The 18,629-nt window shown below is 31.7% G+C and carries 17 protein-coding genes and 1 tRNA gene; 9 read left to right on the top strand and 9 right to left on the bottom strand.

Annotated elements, in window-relative coordinates; genetic code table 11:
- Positions 1 to 93 precede the first annotated feature (93 nt).
- Positions 94 to 169 (top strand) — tRNA-His (locus tag WPG_RS13285).
- Between the two features lie 43 nt (positions 170 to 212).
- On the opposite strand, the gene bshB1 is transcribed toward WPG_RS13285, so the two are convergent.
- The 9 genes from bshB1 to WPG_RS13235 form a co-directional block, all read right to left on the bottom strand.
- The gene (gene bshB1, locus WPG_RS13280; RefSeq protein WP_171817185.1) at positions 213 to 935 is read right to left on the bottom strand and encodes a bacillithiol biosynthesis deacetylase BshB1; all 723 of its coding nucleotides are present in this window, start codon (positions 933 to 935) and stop codon (positions 213 to 215) included.
- A gap of 6 nt (positions 936 to 941) precedes the next feature.
- Positions 942 to 2,096: a trans-sulfuration enzyme family protein gene (locus WPG_RS13275; RefSeq protein ID WP_045473561.1), complete on the bottom strand. Its 1,155-nt coding sequence runs from the start codon at positions 2,094 to 2,096 to the stop codon at positions 942 to 944.
- A gap of 50 nt (positions 2,097 to 2,146) precedes the next feature.
- A complete protein-coding gene (locus WPG_RS13270) occupies positions 2,147 to 2,920 on the bottom strand; it encodes a T9SS type A sorting domain-containing protein (protein WP_084221592.1) in 774 nt (257 codons plus the stop codon).
- Positions 2,921 to 3,094: 174 nt separating this feature from the next.
- Positions 3,095 to 4,501 carry an MATE family efflux transporter gene (locus tag WPG_RS13265; RefSeq protein WP_045473557.1) on the bottom strand — a complete coding sequence of 469 codons (1,407 nt, stop codon included), beginning with the start codon at positions 4,499 to 4,501 and terminating at the stop codon, positions 3,095 to 3,097.
- Between the two features lie 156 nt (positions 4,502 to 4,657).
- Positions 4,658 to 5,500 carry a hypothetical protein gene (locus WPG_RS13260; protein WP_045473555.1) on the bottom strand — a complete coding sequence of 281 codons (843 nt, stop codon included), beginning with the start codon at positions 5,498 to 5,500 and terminating at the stop codon, positions 4,658 to 4,660.
- Between the two features lie 373 nt (positions 5,501 to 5,873).
- Positions 5,874 to 9,161 (bottom strand): cytochrome c biogenesis protein CcsA, encoded by a 3,288-nt coding sequence (gene ccsA, locus WPG_RS13250; RefSeq protein ID WP_045473550.1) that lies wholly within the window; start codon positions 9,159 to 9,161, stop codon positions 5,874 to 5,876.
- Between the two features lie 89 nt (positions 9,162 to 9,250).
- Positions 9,251 to 9,700 carry a large conductance mechanosensitive channel protein MscL gene (mscL, locus tag WPG_RS13245; RefSeq protein WP_045473548.1) on the bottom strand — a complete coding sequence of 150 codons (450 nt, stop codon included), beginning with the start codon at positions 9,698 to 9,700 and terminating at the stop codon, positions 9,251 to 9,253.
- A 38-nt stretch (positions 9,701 to 9,738) separates the two neighbouring features.
- Positions 9,739 to 10,368 (bottom strand): DUF2306 domain-containing protein, encoded by a 630-nt coding sequence (locus tag WPG_RS13240; RefSeq protein WP_045473546.1) that lies wholly within the window; start codon positions 10,366 to 10,368, stop codon positions 9,739 to 9,741.
- 15 nt (positions 10,369 to 10,383) lie between these two features.
- Positions 10,384 to 10,776, bottom strand: a complete 393-nt coding sequence (locus WPG_RS13235; protein WP_045473544.1) for a group III truncated hemoglobin — start codon at positions 10,774 to 10,776, stop codon at positions 10,384 to 10,386.
- 70 nt (positions 10,777 to 10,846) lie between these two features.
- Between WPG_RS13235 and WPG_RS13230 the strand changes: the two genes are divergently transcribed.
- The 8 genes from WPG_RS13230 to WPG_RS13195 all read left to right on the top strand — a co-directional run bounded on the left by WPG_RS13230 (position 10,847) and on the right by WPG_RS13195 (position 18,614).
- Positions 10,847 to 11,608, top strand: a complete 762-nt coding sequence (locus WPG_RS13230; protein ID WP_045473542.1) for a Rossmann-like and DUF2520 domain-containing protein — start codon at positions 10,847 to 10,849, stop codon at positions 11,606 to 11,608.
- Positions 11,595 to 12,128, top strand: a complete 534-nt coding sequence (locus WPG_RS13225) for a KdsC family phosphatase (RefSeq protein WP_045473541.1) — start codon at positions 11,595 to 11,597, stop codon at positions 12,126 to 12,128. Before WPG_RS13230 ends, WPG_RS13225 begins: the two co-directional genes overlap by 14 nt.
- Before the next feature lie 33 nt (positions 12,129 to 12,161).
- Entirely contained in the window at positions 12,162 to 13,091 is a 930-nt protein-coding gene (locus tag WPG_RS13220; RefSeq protein ID WP_316929946.1) for a geranylgeranylglycerol-phosphate geranylgeranyltransferase, read from the top strand.
- Position 13,092: 1 nt separating this feature from the next.
- Entirely contained in the window at positions 13,093 to 13,686 is a 594-nt protein-coding gene (locus WPG_RS13215) for a Maf family nucleotide pyrophosphatase (RefSeq protein ID WP_045473537.1), read from the top strand.
- Between the two features lie 29 nt (positions 13,687 to 13,715).
- Positions 13,716 to 14,663 (top strand): hypothetical protein, encoded by a 948-nt coding sequence (locus tag WPG_RS13210; RefSeq protein ID WP_045473535.1) that lies wholly within the window; start codon positions 13,716 to 13,718, stop codon positions 14,661 to 14,663.
- A gap of 43 nt (positions 14,664 to 14,706) precedes the next feature.
- The gene (locus tag WPG_RS13205) at positions 14,707 to 15,243 is read left to right on the top strand and encodes a mechanosensitive ion channel domain-containing protein (protein WP_045473533.1); all 537 of its coding nucleotides are present in this window, start codon (positions 14,707 to 14,709) and stop codon (positions 15,241 to 15,243) included.
- A 144-nt stretch (positions 15,244 to 15,387) separates the two neighbouring features.
- On the top strand, positions 15,388 to 16,008 hold the full coding sequence (locus WPG_RS13200; RefSeq protein ID WP_084221590.1) for a hypothetical protein: 621 nt from the start codon (positions 15,388 to 15,390) through the stop codon (positions 16,006 to 16,008).
- A gap of 86 nt (positions 16,009 to 16,094) precedes the next feature.
- The gene (locus tag WPG_RS13195) at positions 16,095 to 18,614 is read left to right on the top strand and encodes a PIG-L family deacetylase (protein WP_045473529.1); all 2,520 of its coding nucleotides are present in this window, start codon (positions 16,095 to 16,097) and stop codon (positions 18,612 to 18,614) included.
- Positions 18,615 to 18,629 lie beyond the last annotated feature (15 nt).

Genomic DNA, 18,629 nt, shown 5'->3' with positions numbered 1-18,629 from the left:
CTTTATTTTGAAAGGTTTTTATTTTTTAAATAAGTTTTAAAAAGGTTTTGCAGAAAATAGGAAATAATTTACATTTGCAGTCCTAATTAAAATGGTGGTTGTAGCTCAGCTGGTTAGAGCGTCGGTTTGTGGTACCGAAAGTCGCCGGTTCGAACCCGGTCTTCCACCCTAAATTAGTAAGCCTTTCAGAAATGAAAGGCTTTTTTGTTATTCTATTTTAAATCAAACAATGAGTCTAAGGCTGGGTAACGTTCTACCGTAAACCCTTCAGCATACTCTACACCTATTAAACGTCCTAAATTTCTTGCCCTATACTCAATACTATCGGTAAAATTTTTACTAGATATAGGAGTTTCTGGCTCATCGCTATTAGGATCAAAAAATTGAGTTTTATAAGCCAATACAGATTCCATTTTTTTATCCATAAAACCAGAAACATCAACAGCTATATCAGGTTCTAAATCTTTCCATTGTATATAATGATATACCGCTTTTGGTCTCCAAGACTCTTGTATGGTATTTTCGTCTTTATGGACTGTTTCAATTTTTCTAAGACCACTTAAAAAGCAAGCATCACTTACCAACTGACTCCCTTTTCCATGATCAATATGTCTATCATCAATAGCGTTACAAATAACGAGTTCGGGTTGATAGTAACGTATCATTTTTATAATCTCTAATTGATGCTCCTTATCGTTTATAAAAAAACCATCAGCAAAACGCATATTAACTCTAGCGTGTACACCCAAAATTTTTGCAGAATTAAATGCCTCTTCATCTCTAGTTTCAGCCGTACCTCTTGTACCCAATTCTCCTCTTGTAAGATCAATAATTCCAACTTTTTTACCATTAAAAACTTCTTTGGCTATCATAGCTCCGCAACCCAATTCTACATCATCAGGATGCGCTCCTATTGCTAATATATCTAGTTTCATAAATATCTAATTTGAAATATTTTTAATTGCGTTATCTATATCGCGTTTTAAATCTTTAATAGCCTCAATACCAACAGAAAAACGAATTAACTGGTCACTTATTCCTATGTTATCTCGCTCTTCTTGAGTTAATAATGCATGAGATGTTAGATGTGGTGAGATGACAGTACTTTCAATACCGGCCAAGCTCATAGACGATTTTATGAGCTTTAATTGCTTTTGAAATTGACATGAATCTAAGTCATCCGTTAACTCAAAAGACAGCATCGCACCAAAACCACTCATTTGAGATTTAGCTAATTTATATTCTGGGTGTGATTTCAGTCCAGGATAATACACTTTAGAAACTTTAGGATGCTTATTCAACCATTTTGCCATTTTCATTGCATTACTAGTCTGTGCTTTTACTCTAAGTCCTAATGTTTTCATACTCCGCTCAAGCATCCAGACCGTCATATCACTTAGACTTCCTCCTAGGTTTTTTCCAACATTCCATATGCGTTGTATATGTTCTTCAGAACTAGCTACTGCACCTGCACATATATCACTATGACCCCCAAAATATTTTGTTGCGGAATGCATCACCATATCAATACCAAAATCTATAGGGTTTTGATTTACTGGAGAAGCAAATGTGTTATCTATTGAAGTTATAATTTTTTTCGATTTACCTAATTTGGCAATAGCCTCAATATTTGTAATGGTCATTAAAGGATTTGAAGGTGTTTCTATATGAATTAATTTTGTGTTTGGCTGTGTAGCTGCTTCAAAATCTTTAATAGTGTAACCATTTGTAAAAGTATATTCTATACCATATTTAGGCAATTCTTCTTTTATAAAATTTACTGTACCACCATATAACGTATTTTGCACTACCAAATGATCTCCCTTTTGTAAAAATGCCAGAAACATGGTGCTAATTGCTGCCATACCTGAACCAAATATCATCGCTGATTCAGTATGCTCTAAAGCCGCTATTTTTTTTGACAAATACTCCTGATTTGGAGTATTAAAATATCTCGGATATCGTTTTACATCTACATCTAAAAATTCATAAGAGGAACTGAGATACATAGGTGATACGGCACCTTTAAATTGTTCGTCTTTTACTTCGCCAATATGCGTGCAAATAGTATTAAGGCCTAATTTCTTCTTTGACATTTCAATATATTTTATGACATAAAATTAATGAAATTGCCTTACTTATACACCTAATTAGTTATACAAACTTTTGCAGTGTGAGAAAATTGATCAGATTTAATTCTGACCATATAAATACCAGTAGTCATTTCTGAAGTATTAATCACATGACTTTCTCGATACATTTTTTCTTCAGATAGTATTTTACCCTCAAAATTATATATAGCTATTGAATTATCTATACTAGGCTCAACACCTTTAACATATAAATTATTATTTGAATGCCAAATTTTTAAACTTTTTAAATGATCATTATCATTATTTGATAATAAGTTGTCACTATTTATATCTAAGTGAGCAGAAGTGGAAAACGCTATATAAAAACGATTAAGATAATTATCTGCAAATAAATTTTTATTAAAATCAGAATTATTTAAAAGTGTATAAGTATCTAATTCTAAATCATAAAGATAAACGTCTATGTCTTCATCAAAGTTTTCTAATGCGTTAAGAGAGATAGATATATCACCTCCGTTTGATAAGAACATTCCTAATGGATAATATTTATTTGTATCAAATGCACCAACACCTTGTATAATATAACGGTTGTCTTCAATCATCCAATTTAAATCATCTTGCAAATCTTCTACATAAGGTGCATCATATCCATAATCTACACCATCAGTAGCAGAGTTATCTGGAACAAAACCTAATGCTAAATGACGTGTATACCCTTCAGTATTTTGAAAGTCAATACGAACAATTTGTGTTTCGGATTGGGCAAAAGAAAAGCTAAAACAAAATGCGAACAATAGTACACATTGAAATTTAATAAAAGTTCTCATAAGATTTGGGCGGTTTATTGAACTATGTGTGGGAAACTAAATAAAAAAGATATAAATATCTACAAAAAGCATATTTTTAAGATGAAATACACTTAAAATTAACATTTAGTCTAATTTTCAATAAACTTAACTTCAAAAAAATAAATTCTTTAGGTATATTAATTTGAATAAAATTTAAACATTTACGGATTTCCAATGCCCTTTTTTAAACCATATAATACTTACAATAGTTAAAATAACTTGAGCCAATGTAATAGCAATAAAAACACCAATCGGTCCAAAATCATAATAGATTGCCATTAGATAAGCAAAAGGTAATTGGAATAACCAATAACAAAATGAGTTAATTATTGTTGGTGTATAAGTATCTCCTGCCCCATTAAATGAATTAGTAATTACCATACCATAGCCATAGAATATATATCCTGATGCAAAAACTCTTAAACATAGAGCCCCATTTTTAATAACTTCTATTTCTGGTGTAAACCAAGAAATGATTTGAGGTGCTAAAATTAGATAAACAACAGAAACCAATCCCATAAAAATAGCACTAAACTTCCCTGTTTTCCAGACTGAATCTTCTGCACGCTCAGGCTTTTTAGCTCCTAAGTTTTGTCCCACTAAAGTCGCAGCTGCATTACTCATTCCCCAAGCTGGCATTAAAGTAAACATCATTACTCTAATAGCAATAGTATAACCTGCAAGTACCTCACTTCCAAATTCACTCATTATACGCATTAAAAAGACCCAAGATGATGTCCCAATAAAAAACTGAAAAATACCACCTAACGATACTTTTATAAGATTAAGCATTACAGCAGCCCTAAATACTAAATCTTTAAAAGTTATTTTTATTTTACTCCAACCATAGAATAAAATTAATAATTGAAATATTACTGCCGTACCCCTACCTATAGTTGTAGCTACTGCTGCCCCCTTAACACCATAGGCAGGAACGGGACCGATACCAAAAATAAATATAGGATCTAAAATAATATTCAGTCCATTAGATACTATTAAAGCCCACATTGCAATTGAAGCATCACCAGCACCTCTAAAAATAGCATTAATTAAGAACAGTAACATTATAGTTACGTTTCCTTCAAGTAATATTTGTGTATAGCCATAGCCTTCGGCAATAAGATCTGGCTCACCTCCCATTAGTTGAAGAATCTCTTTTGGATAAAGTATCCCAATAATACTAATTAATGATGCTACGACAATACCTAATCCTATAACCTGAACTGCTGCTTGAGATGCTCCGTCTTTATCTTGTTCACCAATTCTCCTAGCTACAATGGCTGTAGCTGCCATACTTAAACCAATTGCTACTGCATATACTAATGTAATAACTGACTCTGTAAGACCTATAGTTGCGACTGCATTTACACTAACTCTAGATACATAGAATATATCTACAATAGCAAAAATTGATTCCATCAGCATTTCCAATATCATTGGAATTGAAAGCATAAAAACTGCCCTTCTAATACTGCCAGATGTGAAATCTTTTTCCTTACCAGAAACGGCAATTTTAAAATATTTGAAAAATTGTTTAATTGAAATTTTATTGGGTTGCATTAGTTTAAATATTTAATATAATAACTAGGCAAGCAAAAAATTGTTGGCGTTTTAATCCGCTTGAAGAAGCGATATTTATTTCTGGGTAATATTATTAAGCAATCATAATACACAAATATGCGTATTATTTTTTGAATAGTAAGATTTTAAAGCGTCTTAGTCAAAAAGAGTATATTTAATTAATTCTTCTTTATGATCATCTAATAGTGTCAATTGATTTTTATCAGAAAGTTCATAATACCAACCAAATGGCTCTCCTTTAATTCTGTATAATTTTTTATTTTCTATAGTTCCTATTAAAATCAACTCTTGAAGGTAGCCGCCTTTTTTATAATATATAAGGCCATCCGACATTTTTACAAATTCAAAACTACCTTCTTCTTTCATATTACTAAAAGGTTGTAAATACCATTGACCAATTATATCATTAGATTTGAGTATTTTAAACTTTTTTTGATTTTCATAAATAGTATTTAATCTTTTAACTGTTTCTGAAGTATCAATACGATTTAATTTTTCTACTAAATCTTCATAACGACTTTCTTTTCCCACTAAAGAATAATAATAAAACGATGAGGAAATATGTTCTAATTCGTAACCTAAGTTCACATCAGTTAAGAGGTCGCCTTTATTTCTTAAGGATATACGCTCATATATTATTTTCCATAGCAGTAGGCTTGCTGTGGCTATATAATTATGAGCCTGATTTAATGTCGGAGTAAAATTATTCAATGTATGCGCCTTTTTACCATGCACTTTATACATTAAAGCTGTCCGTATCATTAAACTTGTAGATAGTGAATCAAAAACTATAAGATTATCTTTTGGCAATTTTAAGAGTGTGTCTTGGTCAGTTTTATATAAATCTGCCCAGTACTTTTCAATTTCTTTTTTAGATTTTAAATCAGAAATGTCCTCTTTATATTTCTCAATAGGAATTTGAGCATATATTGATGAGAAAAATAATAAGAAAAAAAAGTACCTAAATAGACTTTTCATTATAAAATAAAATGCAATTAGTCGTTCTTTTCAACTTTATTATAAGCTCTAATCATTAATAAAGCCCATAAAGCTACAAGAGCAATTACTATAACAGAAAACCACAATACGATATCATTTGCTACCATGGTCTACGAGTTTTAAATAGATCATTACACCTAATAGTGTTGGCGCCCAAAGGCCAACAAATATTCCATGTAACTGATCTCCTGTTAGAAATAAGTATTCTGCGACAATAATTATAACTGCGCACAATAAGAGCATGAACAAATTTGCAGTTCCTAATTTTTTGAAGTAATTCATTTTTTAGGGTTAGTTTAGAAACCCAAGTTAATAAAAATACTAATTGGTATTATCTAAATTAGTATAAAACTTATTTTTTGTAAAAGAGTTTATATTTCCAATAGGCTAAAGAGCCTATTATAGTAACAAAAACTAGTGTTTTAGCAATAATTTCAAAACTCAATATTTGGTCACCACTTGCATAAGAGTGTAGTCCTGCTAAATAAAAGTTAACTCCAAAATAGGTCATCAAAATACTTCCATAAGCTAAAATAGACATTAGGTTAAATAACCAACGTCCTCGCAAACCTGGTACCAATCTCATATGTATTACAAATGCATATATCATTATACTTATCAAAGCCCAAGTCTCTTTTGGGTCCCAACCCCAATAACGTCCCCAACTTTCATTGGCCCACATACCTCCGAGGAAATTACCAATAGTTAGCATTACTAATCCAACAGTCAAAGCCATTTCATTAATAATTGTAAGCTCTTTGATGTTAATATCCATTTTAGCTTTATTCTTCTTATTGGTAAAAATCATAAGTATTAAAGCGACGAAACCTAAAATCATTCCTAAAGTAAAAGGACCATAACTACCAACAATAACAGACACATGAATCATTAACCAATAACCTTGTAAAACAGGTTCTAAATTAGCTATTGCAGGATCCATCCAATTCCAATGCGCAATCATTAAAATCATTGAGGTAACAAAAGCAGCTGCACCAACTGTAATGTCTGACGATGTTTTACCAAATAAACCATATAAAGGAATAACCATTCCTGCTATTGATTTACCTACACTAGATTCATTAGCCTTTTTGTTTCTTTTGTTTCGAGCTAAAAGCAACCCAAATAACATAGTTGCCCAAGCTACATAAATCATAGATTCATAGGCATCACTCCAAGGTGCATGACCAGATAAATACCATCTCGCAATTAAGCCTGCAGTATGTAATAAAAATAAACCAACTATAATACCAACTAATATCTTAATGATAAGGTTTAAAATTTTGTTATATGACCAGAAAATCTGTACTATGATTAAAACAAAAAGTAAAGCACCTGCATACATGTACCAACTAAACAACTTTTTAAAAATATCGTACTTATTGTATAGTATTTCAGTCTTTATTTTATCCTCAGTTAGCATAACATCTCCTCCCAATTTTTGTTGGGTACGTTTAAAATCATCTAATAATTTATTCGCATTAGTAAAATCACCTGTTTGCTTTGCTTTATTCAGAGTCATGAGGTAATAACTAAAACCTTTATCTACAAAACCAGCATATAATGAGTCTTTTAAAATATTTTTATAACCCTCTTGCTTATATTCAAAAGAAGAAATCCATTTATTGTTTTCATCTTCCGGCACGGGAAATATCTTAATAGATCTACCTTCGATAGCATCAGATAATAAACTAAGACGTCCGTAAGTATCTTTAACTTCCTTTTGAAAACCGCTTGGTATTTGTGCTTTAAATGCGTCTTCTATGTAAGGTCCTAATTTGTTTCTCCCGGTTCCTGTAAAAAAATCGAGTAAGCTTACGTATTTCTCATCTTTATCTACACCAATTATTGTTCTTATAGAATCTGCTTTCCTAGGTGTAAGATAAATTACTGGCATATTGTACCAAAGCATTCGACTTTCTTGAATGGACAAGAATATCTGAGTCGCGTCCATATCTTCATACACATCACTCTTACTAATTTTTCTTAGCATTTCTGATGCATATGTATGAACAGGCATCATACGACCACTATAATCTTGAATCACCATCTCTGCAAACTTATCAGTATGCGCTTTTGGTGTTATATTGGCTTTGAGTAAAGAATCTAACTGCGCTTTTGCTGGTTTCTCTGGTGCATGGTCATGACCGTCATTTGCAGAGTGCTCTTGTGCAAAACCAGAAAGACTAAACATGATGAGAATCATACTCATCATCTTAGCTTTTTTATCTTTTAATTTGTTAAGGCGTTTTCTTATATCATCAAAACGTGTGTTCTTAGCAAATAAAATAGCCATTAAGCCAAAGTACAACAACATATAACCTGCATAAGTAATATATGTCCCCCAACGATCATTGTTTACAGAAAGGATAGTTCCTTTTTCATCTGGATCAAAACTTGCCTGAAAAAAACGATAACCACCATGATCCAATATATGATTCATGTAAATATGATAATCAAAATCACCTTTGTTTTTATCTAAAACGGTCACTTTACTTTCGTAAGACGAATATGCTTTTTCAGTTCCTGGATATTTTTCTGCTATAAAATCATTCAGCTTTATTTGAAAAGGCAACTGTTCTAATCTCGAACCATAACGTAAGGCCACATCTAAACCACCAACCTCGACTTCTTCAAAATTAACATATGTTCCTTTACCACCTAAAATGTTTACACTTTTGGTTTCTCCATTAACAGAAACATCCATGACAATACCGTCTTCATCATTCTTTAAAATAGTTGGCTTTTTTACAATATCAAAAACTCCTTTGATCACAGGTTTAGGAAACACTAATTGCATATTACCTATAAGATAACGAGAACGTAATGCTAAAGGTTGTAGACTGTCTTTAACTAATTTACCTGTGGCTCTAGTCGCCATTGTCATGTACTCACCTTCATAAGGAGACTTTATAAAAATTCCTTCTTCTGTATTCGTAATATTTATGGCACCTTCTTGTTCCTTATTCAAGGAAATAAGAACGTTATGCATGTTGGTAACTTCACCTTCTTTCAAAAAATGATTATGTGGTCTGCCATCACCAGCTTCGACAATTTTTAAATAGCTTTCACCATTTTCATCAGGAATAATATCCTTCTCAGCTCCTTTAATATATTTTTGAAGTTTAAAATTTACAGGAGTTTCATCATAAGAAATCGTTTCATCAAAATCGTTATCTAATCTAGGGGAAAAATCTACTTCACGCTGAAAATTATAACGCTGTAGTACACCATTGACTTTATAATCACCAACTACATATGCCGAAACATAAGTCTTTAACGATCTAAATTGACTCTCAGTTTCTCCTTCTCTAATCGCCATCATACCTTCATAACCAATATACCTAGTTACAAAAGCGCCAAAAAGGATAAAAATAAATGCTAGATGTAAAATAAGTGTTGCCCACTTTTCCTTTTTATGTAATCTAAACCTAAAGATATTACCAATAAAATTGATAATAAAAAACACCATAATCGCTTCGAACCACCATGCATTATAAATCAATTCTCTCGTATATGGCGTTGGTGAAGTCTCCATGTTTCTGTCTAAAATTGTTCCTGTTGCCATTGCAGCAGCGTAAACAATAAATAAAACGGCAGTAAGTCTAGTGGAGAATAGGAAATTAGCGATTTTCTTTTGCATAATTACAGGCTAGTTTTAAGCACGTGCAAAGATAAGCCTTTTTGTTGATTTAGAAGACCATTTACAAAGACCAAAAAAGTTAAATATTTCTATTTAGAACCATTTGCCTTAAGCAGTTTGTTTTGCTCTTCCATTAAACTCTTTAGATCAGATAATAATTCAATATCCTTTGGAGTTACCACAGTTTCATCTTTAGTATCTTGAGCTTTATTACGCAATTTATTCATTGCTTTTACAACTACAAAAACTGTAAACCCAATGATAAGAAAGTCTAAAAAGACTTCCGATAGCTTACCATAAGCAATAGCTACTTCAGCAGTTGTTACTGTTCCTGTAGCATCAGTAACGACATCTCTAAGTATTAGTCGCTTATTTTCAAAATTAACACCGTCAGACAATAATGATAATGGCGGTAGAATCACTTGTTTTGCTAAAACATCAATCACTTTATTGAATGCAGCACCTATAATGATACCTATTGCCATATCCATCATGTTACCTTTTACAGCAAATTCTTTAAATTCTTTAAGTAGTTTCATATGTCTTTATGATTTTTATATTCTATAAAGACACAAAGTTAAACAGATAGACTTTTCTTCTTAAGGTTATTTACAATAAAAAAAGCGACAATAATATTTGGCATCCAACAAAGCCAAGCTACAATTCTGTATGCTGGAATAAAAGCGCCAAATAGTTCTCCTAAAATAGGTAACCATATTCTTAAAGTTACAGCAGCAAAGCAAGCAGCATAACTATAGATCATCATATACTGATGCTTTATAATTTCAGCATTCTTAGCAAATCTATATCCTTGAATTGTGCTGTAGAGCCAGATTAAGGCTAAAGACATAAATCCTAATTTACTTATTAAGCCTCCTGTTGCAAAAAACGCAATGTATAGACCACAAAAACCACTAATTAAGACGGTAATCACATAAAGCTTACCTATTCGTTTATGTAATTTCAAATTTTTGGATCTTAAATTTTTATTGAATTGCAACCATCCTATGAGTAAAGCTAATCCACCTAAAATGATATGTCCATAAAAACCAATATTCCAAAATGTATTAGTTAATAAATCAGCAGTTTTTGATCCTAATAAACCAAATCGTCTATCTAAAACAAAATAGATTATTGGATAAAGACCGACCGCAACACACAACAATCCAAAAAAATAAAATCCTACTTTTTTTATATTAGAATTCATAATTATGATATTAATTTAATTAGAGGTTCTAGCCTCAAAAATTTTTAAATATAAAAATGTACCCATTTTACGAGCACGACGTTTGGCATTTTCGGCATAATCGCCTTCAAATAATTCATCTATCGTTTGAAACCATAGGTTTAACCAAAGGCCAAAATGTAATTCGTTGATATTATTATTACGTTCTGCATCTACTTTTACATGAGCTTCTAGAGGGTTCCCATTATACTTCGTCTTTAAGAACAAACTAGATTCCCAAAACGTAGTTAAATGCTGTAAATGTGCATCCCAATCATTAATGGTTTTATTAAAAAATGGACCTAAGACATTATCGTTTCTTACTTTTTCGTAAAATTTAGAAACTAATTGAAAGATGTCTTCTCTATTCTTTATGTCTTTTTTAATCATATACCTCAAAGTTATTTTTTTAATCTCATTCTTGTTATCTTAGAATAAGAAATCTTAGTATTTTTACGCTATGATATCAGTTGTATTAATTGGTGCTGGCAACGTTGCTACACATCTATATAAAGCATTTTCTAAAGCTGAAAATGTCTCGGTTACACAGTGGTATAATCGTACACGTTCATCAATTTCATCTTATGTGAACGAGGTAGATATTACTGATAGTTTAAAAGACTTAAAAAAAGCAGATATTTATATTATCGCAGTCAGTGATGATAGTATTGCACAATTATCTGAAGATTTACCATTTTCGAACCGATTAGTAGCACATACATCTGGTAGTGTTTCTATACACGACATGAATAAGAAAAATAAACTTGGAGTTTTTTATCCACTTCAGACGTTTTCTAAAAATACAGAATTAGATTTTAGTGAAGTCCCAATCTGTATAGAAATTATAGAAAAAAAGAATCTTAAACTTTTAAAAGATTTAGCCGAAGCAATTGGTTGCAAAGCCTATAAGGTATATACAGAACAAAGACAAACAATGCATTTAGCTGCTGTTTTTGTAAATAATTTCACCAATCAGATGTACAGAATTGCTCATGAAATAGGAGAAACTGAAAATGTTGATTTTAATCTTCTAAAGCCATTACTATTAGAAACTGCTAGAAAAGTGCAACATATTTCTCCGTATATGGCGCAGACTGGACCTGCAAAACGCAATGACAAAAAAACTATTAAACGCCATCTTAAACAAATTGAAAAAGATGAGCATAAAAAAATCTATGAATTACTAACCAATTCAATTAAAAAAACACATGGACACCGATAAGAGCTACAAAGAACTTTTAGCAAATATTAATACTTTCATTTTTGATGTTGATGGAGTACTCACTGATGGAACCATTACTGTAACCACTGATGGTGAAATGTTAAGGACTATGAATATTAAAGATGGTTTTGCTTTAAAAACTGCTGTAGATGCTGGATTTAATGTTTGTATTATTTCTGGAGGCTCTAATGAAGGTGTTCGGAAACGTTTAGCTGGTTTGGGAATAAAAGACATTTATCTAGGTGCTCATAATAAAATTGAGCAACTTAATGAGTACATGATTAAACACAATATCACAAAAACTCATGTGTTATATATGGGAGATGATATTCCAGATTACCCTGTAATGAAGTTAGTTGGTTTACCATGTTGTCCGCAAGATGCAGTACAAGAAATAAAGTCGGTTTCTAAATATATTTCTCATAAAAATGGTGGAAAAGGTGCTGTAAGAGATGTCATTGAACAAGTGCTTAAAGTACAATTTAAATGGAATGGTAATTTTAATGCTAAATACGATTAAGATATTTAATATAAAAATCCCTTTCGTTATAAAATGATGTATTTTCTAAATTTAATCCGTTGGAAAAACCTAATTATGATTGCCCTTGTGCAATACTTAATTAAATACGCTTTACTTCTACCCTTTTTCGAATCTCATGGTGTTATTACAACATTAAAACCTTTAGGTTTTTCAATATTAGTGATTGCAACAGTTTTAATCGCAGCTGGAGGTTATGTTATCAACGATATTTATGATATTGAAACCGATAAAGTCAATAAACCAGATCAACTAATCATTGGTGAACATATTACTGAGAAAAATGCATTAACACTTTTTATTATTCTTAATGTTATTGGTGTAGGCTTAGGTTACTATTTATCTAATGGGATTGGTAAATCTGAATTTTTCGTCATATTTATTATAGCCTCTGCCCTACTTTACATTTATTCATCCTACCTAAAACAAATGCTTTTAGTAGGAAACGTCGTTGTTTCATTAGTAGTCGCTTTAAGCATGCTAATGGTTGGCATTTTTGAATTATTACCCGCAATAACCGAAACCAATAGAGCAGTTCAAATAACATTCTTTAAAATTATTCTCGATTATGCCATTTTTGCTTTTATGATCAACTTTATCAGAGAACTTGTAAAAGATATTCAAGATATTGATGGAGATCATAAAGCAGGTATGCAAACACTTCCTATCGTATTAGGTAGAGAGCGTGCTAACAAAATTGTATTTGTATTGTCATTGATTCCGTTACTTTCTGTGATTTATTATGTAGTTATTAATTTATTTAAGCAAACCGAAATTGTTGGTTATTTTTTAGTTTTAGTCATTGCACCATTAATTTATGTGTCGATCAAATTATTCAGCGCAGAACAAAAACCACATTACAAACATATTAGCTTAATCTTAAAATTAATTATGCTCACCGGAATGCTTTCTATGTTTCTTTATAAATATATTTACTTTAAATAATATGCTAAAAGAAAAGCTCAAAGATTTTAATATTATTCTAGCATCCGCTTCACCTCGTCGACATGCGTTTTTTAAAATCATGGATTTAGATTTTGAAATTCGACTAAAACCTGTTGAAGAAACCTATTCTAAGGACTTAAAACGAGAAGAAATCACAGATTTTTTAGCGAAACTAAAAGCTGAACCTTTTCTAAGTGATCTCAAAACCAATGATATTTTAATTACTAGCGATACGATTGTTTGGTTAGAAGACAAACCTGTAGAAAAACCAAGAGATAATGACCATGCATTTAGAATGATTAAGTCCTTGAGTAATACAACGCACGAAGTCGTAACATCTATCTGTTTTACTAAAAAATCTGAACAAAACGTAGTAAATACCATCACCAAAGTAACCTTTAAAAAGCTTACTGATGAAGAAATTTGGTACTATGTTAATAACTACAAACCACTAGATAAAGCTGGTGCTTATGGCATACAAGAGTGGATTGGAGCTATAGCCATCACAAGCGTAGAAGGTTCCTATAATAATGTCGTTGGCTTACCTACACATTTGCTTTACGAAACGTTAATTAACATGGTAAAGGCAGAATAACTTCGTATTTTTAAAACAAAAAATCAAAAATGAAGAATTCCATAAAAGGGCTTTACGTTTTCGTATGCCTATTGTGTTTACTTATAGTTGTTTTTTCTTGTAAAGATAAAACCTCTGAGGTCTCTGAAACTCTAGCTATTTCAGAATCTAAAACTGCAACAAAAGCCTTAGCTACAAAGGTAACCCTAACAAAAGAATTTAATAACTACTGGTATGCAGGTGAAGCTGAAATAACATCTTATAAATTAGAACAAGCACGATATGGCGAAATACGTGAAGGAAATGCAGTTCTAGTATATGTCACTGAAGACTTCTTGCCAGAAAAGCAGGTTAAAGCAGATAACTACAATAAAGCAAATACACCTGTTTTAAAATTGAATGCCACTAAGAATTTTAACACAGGTATTTATCCATACTCTATAATGCAGAGTACATTTTATCCTGTCTCTAATAATCAACATGCTGTTAAGATTTCAGCATCTGTGCAAGAATGGTGTGGACATGTGTATACTCAACTTAATAATCGTGATGACTTTGAAATCATGTCACATTCCTATTTTCAGAGTGAAGCTGATCAAACGTTTAAAGTAGAAAAAGTTTGGACTGAAAATGAACTTTGGACAAAGCTTCGTATCGACCCAAAAAGTCTTCCAATAGGTGACATAGAGATTATTCCTTCAATAGAATACACCAGATTAAGTCATAAATCAATTAAAGCCTACAGTGCTATCGCTAGACTAGAAAAAAACACATATGTGCTGTCATATCCAGAGCTAAACAGAACTCTAAAAATTAATTTCAACATTGATTTTCCTTATGATATTTTAGGTTGGGAAGAAACGAGTTTAAGTGGTTATGGTGCCTCTGCAAAAACCTTAACTACAAAAGCCACAAAGCTAGAATCAATTAAGTCTGCATATTGGGGTAAAAACAATAACTCGGATGAAATTCTAAGAGAAACTTTAAAATTACAGTAGTTGTTTATAGAATCCTATCTTTGTTAAGCAAAATCAGCCTAACATGAGTGAATTCTATAACACATATAAAGATGCAATAATTAACACAGGAATTCTTCTAATTATCTTAATGATAATTAGAGCCATCATTGTTATCACAGTAAAAAAAATAGGTCACAAAAGTGGCACTACAGAAGCTCGTGCTAACTTAATAGGTCGTTATGTTACAGTAACATTAGTTTTAATAGCATTGCTCATCGAAGCCTTTATTTTTGGTGTAGAAGTTCATGACATTACTTTGGTCTTTTCTTCAGTTTTTGCCGTTATAGGAATTGCACTATTTGCGATATGGTCTATTTTGAGTAACGTAACATCTGGAGTTATAATGTTCTTTTCATTTCCTTATAAGGTTGGTGACAAAATAAAAATCCACGATAAGGATTATCCCATAGAAGCAATTATTGAAGATATAAGAGCCTTTCAACTCATTCTAAGAGAAGACAATGGAGATTTAGTGACTTATCCTAATAATCTAGTTTTACAAAAAGCGGTCACCTTAATAGAAAAAGATGCCTTAGATGACAATAATACAATGCAATAAAAACTCTATAAGTAGTTCTAAATACATGAGTTACAATTTTAAACCCTGAAAAGTATTTATAAATCCTTATAATTGTTAAAATTTATCATTTTTATGACTAGACAAGAACATCTCAAGTTTTGTAAAACATGTACTAATAGAGACATGGATTTAAAACTAGGGCTAATTTGTAAACTCACAGGTAACATTGCTGATTTTGAAGATGAATGTAAATCATACAATCATGACAAGGTCGCTATTGCAAAAATGAATGATGATATTGAAATGGAAGGCTCAGAAATAACAGCTCAAATTTCTAATGAAACACTAGAAAAACTTAAGTCAGAACAAAGCTTACCTGCTGCAATTTTTGCGGGAATATTTATCGGTTTTTTAGCTGCCATTACTTGGGCGGCAATCACAGTCGCCACTAACATGAAAATAGGACTAGTTGCTATAGCAATTGGTGCCGCAGTAGGATTGGGAATGCGTTATTTCGGTAAAGGTTTAGATCCAATTTATGGTATTTGCGGAGCAATAATAGCTATTATTAGTTCCTTTTTTGGAGACATTTTGAGTATTGTAGGATTTGCAGCTAACGAAGCACAATTAGGATATTTTGAGGCTTTGACTCGGTTTGATTATTCTCAAATGTTTAGCATTATGTCTGAAATAGCCAGTCCTATGAATCTAATTTTTTATGCTATTGCAGCATTTGAAGGCTATAAATTTTCTTTTAGACAATTTACTCAAAAAGATTTGTATAAATTAGAGAAAGAAAATTAAGTAAAATAAACCGTTAAACAAAACCTAAAAAAAGCACATAAGAAGGTATCTTTCATATATTTGAAAAGCAACAAACTAACAACCTCATGCGCCCAATTAGACTTTGTCTTTTGCTTTTTTTAAGCACGATATTTTCCTTACAAGCACAGCAACCAAAAAAACTAAATTCTTCTGAGATATATGAAGCCGTTCAAAAACTAAATGTTTTAGGCTCCGTGCTCTATATAGCTGCACATCCTGATGATGAAAATACACGTTTAATTTCCTACATGTCTAACGAAGTTAAGGCACGTACAGCATATTTGTCTTTAACCCGAGGTGATGGCGGTCAAAACTTAATTGGTCCAGAGATTAGAGAATTGCTAGGAGTTATAAGAACTCAAGAACTATTAGCAGCAAGAGGTATTGATGGTGGTGAACAACTTTTTAGTAGAGCCAATGACTTTGGCTATTCTAAACATCCCGACGAAACTTTAGAAATTTGGAATAAAGATGAAGTCCTATCTGATGTTGTTTGGGCAATCCGAGAATTTAAACCAGATGTAATCATTAATCGTTTCGACCATAGGAGAGCTGGAAGAACACATGGGCATCATACAACTTCTGCAATGCTAAGTTTAGAAGCTTTTGATTTAGCTAATGACCCTTCAAAATATTCTTCTCAATTAGAATTAACCGACACATGGCAACCCAAACGATTATTTTACAACACCTCTTGGTGGCGCTACGGAAGCAGAGAAGCATTTGATAAAATTGACAAAAGCAATATGATCAATTTTGATATTGGAGTTTATTACCCAAGTAAAGGGATGTCTAATAATGAAGTAGCTTCTTTAGCTAGTAGTCAACATTTATGTCAAGGATTTGGACGAGTAACAACACGCGGAGAGCAACAAGAATATATTGAATTTCTAAAAGGAGAACCATTGGACGATAGTAACGATGTTTTTGCTGGTATTGATACCTCATGGAATAGAATTGAAGGTGGTCTAGCTTTAGGTAATATTTTATCTAAGATAGAAACTGACTTCAATTTTGTGAATCCTTCGTCTCATTTACCTCAACTTATCGAGGCTTATAAACTGCTTCAAAATGTAAAAGATAAGCATTGGAAATCTATAAAAACTAAAGAACTAAAGTCTATTATAGAAGCTTGTACTGGTTTGTACCTTGAAGTTTCAGCTAATACACCAAATGCTGCTCCAAGTGCTAATGTTCAACTTCGTATGGAAGTTTTAAATCGAAGTAATGCAAATATAAATTTAGTATCCTATAATCTTTCTACGCTACAGAATGGTATTTCAAAAAACATGGAATTACTAGAGAATCAGAGATTAGATTTTGAGGAAGGTATAACAATACCAAGTGATTTTAATTACACAACACCATATTGGTTGAATAAACAAAGTACACTAGGCATGTATAGTGTAAAAAATCAAGAACTGATTGGCTTACCAGAAACACCAAGAGCAGTTTTTGTAGATTTTAATTTAAATATCGAAGGTACACCAATAACGATTACAAAGCCATTGGTGTATCGCTACTCTAAACCAGATAAAGGTGAATTGTATAGACCTTTTGAAATTATTCCAATGGTGTCTGCAAGCATAAGTGATAAGGTCTTCATTTTTGAAAATGATCAACAAAAAGAAATTGAAGTGACTGTAAAGGCAGGTAGAGATGCTATTGAAGGCTATGTACAGATGGGATATCCAAAAGATTGGAGTGTATATCCACAAAAACAAAAAATTGAAATCATTAATAAAGGTGATATACAAAAAGTGGTGTTTACAGTTATTCCACCAAAAGGTCAGAGTGAAGGTTTAGTTACACCAATGGTAAATGTAAATGGAGAGTTTTTCACAGACGAACTGATTGAAATCGACTATGCTCACATTCCTTATCAAACGGTTTTAATGCCAAGTGAGAGTAAATTGGTACGCTTAGATATTAAAAAACGTGGCAATAATATTGGTTATATAGAAGGTGCAGGTGATGTAGTACCTGAAAGTTTAAGACAAATTGGCTATAATGTTACTATTATAAAACCAGAGCAAATTTCACCAGAAAATCTTTCAAACTTTGATGCTATTGTTGTTGGTATTAGAGCTTATAATATTGTAGATGAATTAAAATTTAAACAAAAATTTCTGCTAGATTATGTTAATGAAGGTGGAAATCTTGTCATTCAATATAATACTAACAGAAGATTAAAAGTTGATAATTTGGCGCCTTATGATTTAAAACTATCAAGAGATCGAGTTACAGATGAGAATGCCGAAATTAGAATTTTAAATCCTCAGCATTCAGTTCTAAATTTTCCAAACAAAATTACATCCATAGATTTTGAAGGTTGGGTGCAAGAGCGTGGTCTATATTTCCCAAATGAATGGTCAGATGAATTCACACCATTGTTAGCGTCAAACGATAAAGGAGAAACCTCTAAAGAAGGTGCTTTATTAGTAGCTAATTATGGAAAGGGAAATTACATTTATACGGGTTTAAGCTTTTTTAGAGAATTTCCTGCTGGAGTTTCTGGAGCTTACCGATTATTTGCCAATTTACTTTCCGCTGGTAAGGAAGATAAAATCAAACTAAAAAACTAACAACAAGCTAAAAAT

Origin of the sequence: Winogradskyella sp. PG-2 (assembly GCF_000828715.1) — a bacterium.
GTDB lineage: Bacteria > Bacteroidota > Bacteroidia > Flavobacteriales > Flavobacteriaceae > Winogradskyella.
This window is presented reverse-complemented; position numbering and strand designations above follow the sequence as displayed.

Excerpts from the sequence above, each read along its gene's own strand:
- ccsA (WP_045473550.1), bottom strand. The coding sequence starts at position 9,161 with ATGCAAAAGAAAATCGCTAATTTCCTATTCTCCACTAGACTTACTGCC.
- WPG_RS13265 (WP_045473557.1), bottom strand. The coding sequence starts at position 4,501 with ATGCAACCCAATAAAATTTCAATTAAACAATTTTTCAAATATTTTAAA.
- WPG_RS13275 (WP_045473561.1), bottom strand. The coding sequence starts at position 2,096 with ATGTCAAAGAAGAAATTAGGCCTTAATACTATTTGCACGCATATTGGC.
- WPG_RS13220 (WP_316929946.1), top strand. The coding sequence starts at position 12,162 with ATGATGTATTTTCTAAATTTAATCCGTTGGAAAAACCTAATTATGATT.
- WPG_RS13260 (WP_045473555.1), bottom strand. The coding sequence starts at position 5,500 with ATGAAAAGTCTATTTAGGTACTTTTTTTTCTTATTATTTTTCTCATCA.
- WPG_RS13195 (WP_045473529.1), top strand. The coding sequence starts at position 16,095 with ATGCGCCCAATTAGACTTTGTCTTTTGCTTTTTTTAAGCACGATATTT.
- WPG_RS13270 (WP_084221592.1), bottom strand. The coding sequence starts at position 2,920 with ATGAGAACTTTTATTAAATTTCAATGTGTACTATTGTTCGCATTTTGT.
- WPG_RS13240 (WP_045473546.1), bottom strand. The coding sequence starts at position 10,368 with ATGAATTCTAATATAAAAAAAGTAGGATTTTATTTTTTTGGATTGTTG.
- WPG_RS13235 (WP_045473544.1), bottom strand. The coding sequence starts at position 10,776 with ATGATTAAAAAAGACATAAAGAATAGAGAAGACATCTTTCAATTAGTT.
- WPG_RS13205 (WP_045473533.1), top strand. The coding sequence starts at position 14,707 with ATGAGTGAATTCTATAACACATATAAAGATGCAATAATTAACACAGGA.
- bshB1 (WP_171817185.1), bottom strand. The coding sequence starts at position 935 with ATGAAACTAGATATATTAGCAATAGGAGCGCATCCTGATGATGTAGAA.
- mscL (WP_045473548.1), bottom strand. The coding sequence starts at position 9,700 with ATGAAACTACTTAAAGAATTTAAAGAATTTGCTGTAAAAGGTAACATG.
- WPG_RS13230 (WP_045473542.1), top strand. The coding sequence starts at position 10,847 with ATGATATCAGTTGTATTAATTGGTGCTGGCAACGTTGCTACACATCTA.
- WPG_RS13200 (WP_084221590.1), top strand. The coding sequence starts at position 15,388 with ATGGATTTAAAACTAGGGCTAATTTGTAAACTCACAGGTAACATTGCT.
- WPG_RS13225 (WP_045473541.1), top strand. The coding sequence starts at position 11,595 with ATGGACACCGATAAGAGCTACAAAGAACTTTTAGCAAATATTAATACT.
- WPG_RS13210 (WP_045473535.1), top strand. The coding sequence starts at position 13,716 with ATGAAGAATTCCATAAAAGGGCTTTACGTTTTCGTATGCCTATTGTGT.
- WPG_RS13215 (WP_045473537.1), top strand. The coding sequence starts at position 13,093 with ATGCTAAAAGAAAAGCTCAAAGATTTTAATATTATTCTAGCATCCGCT.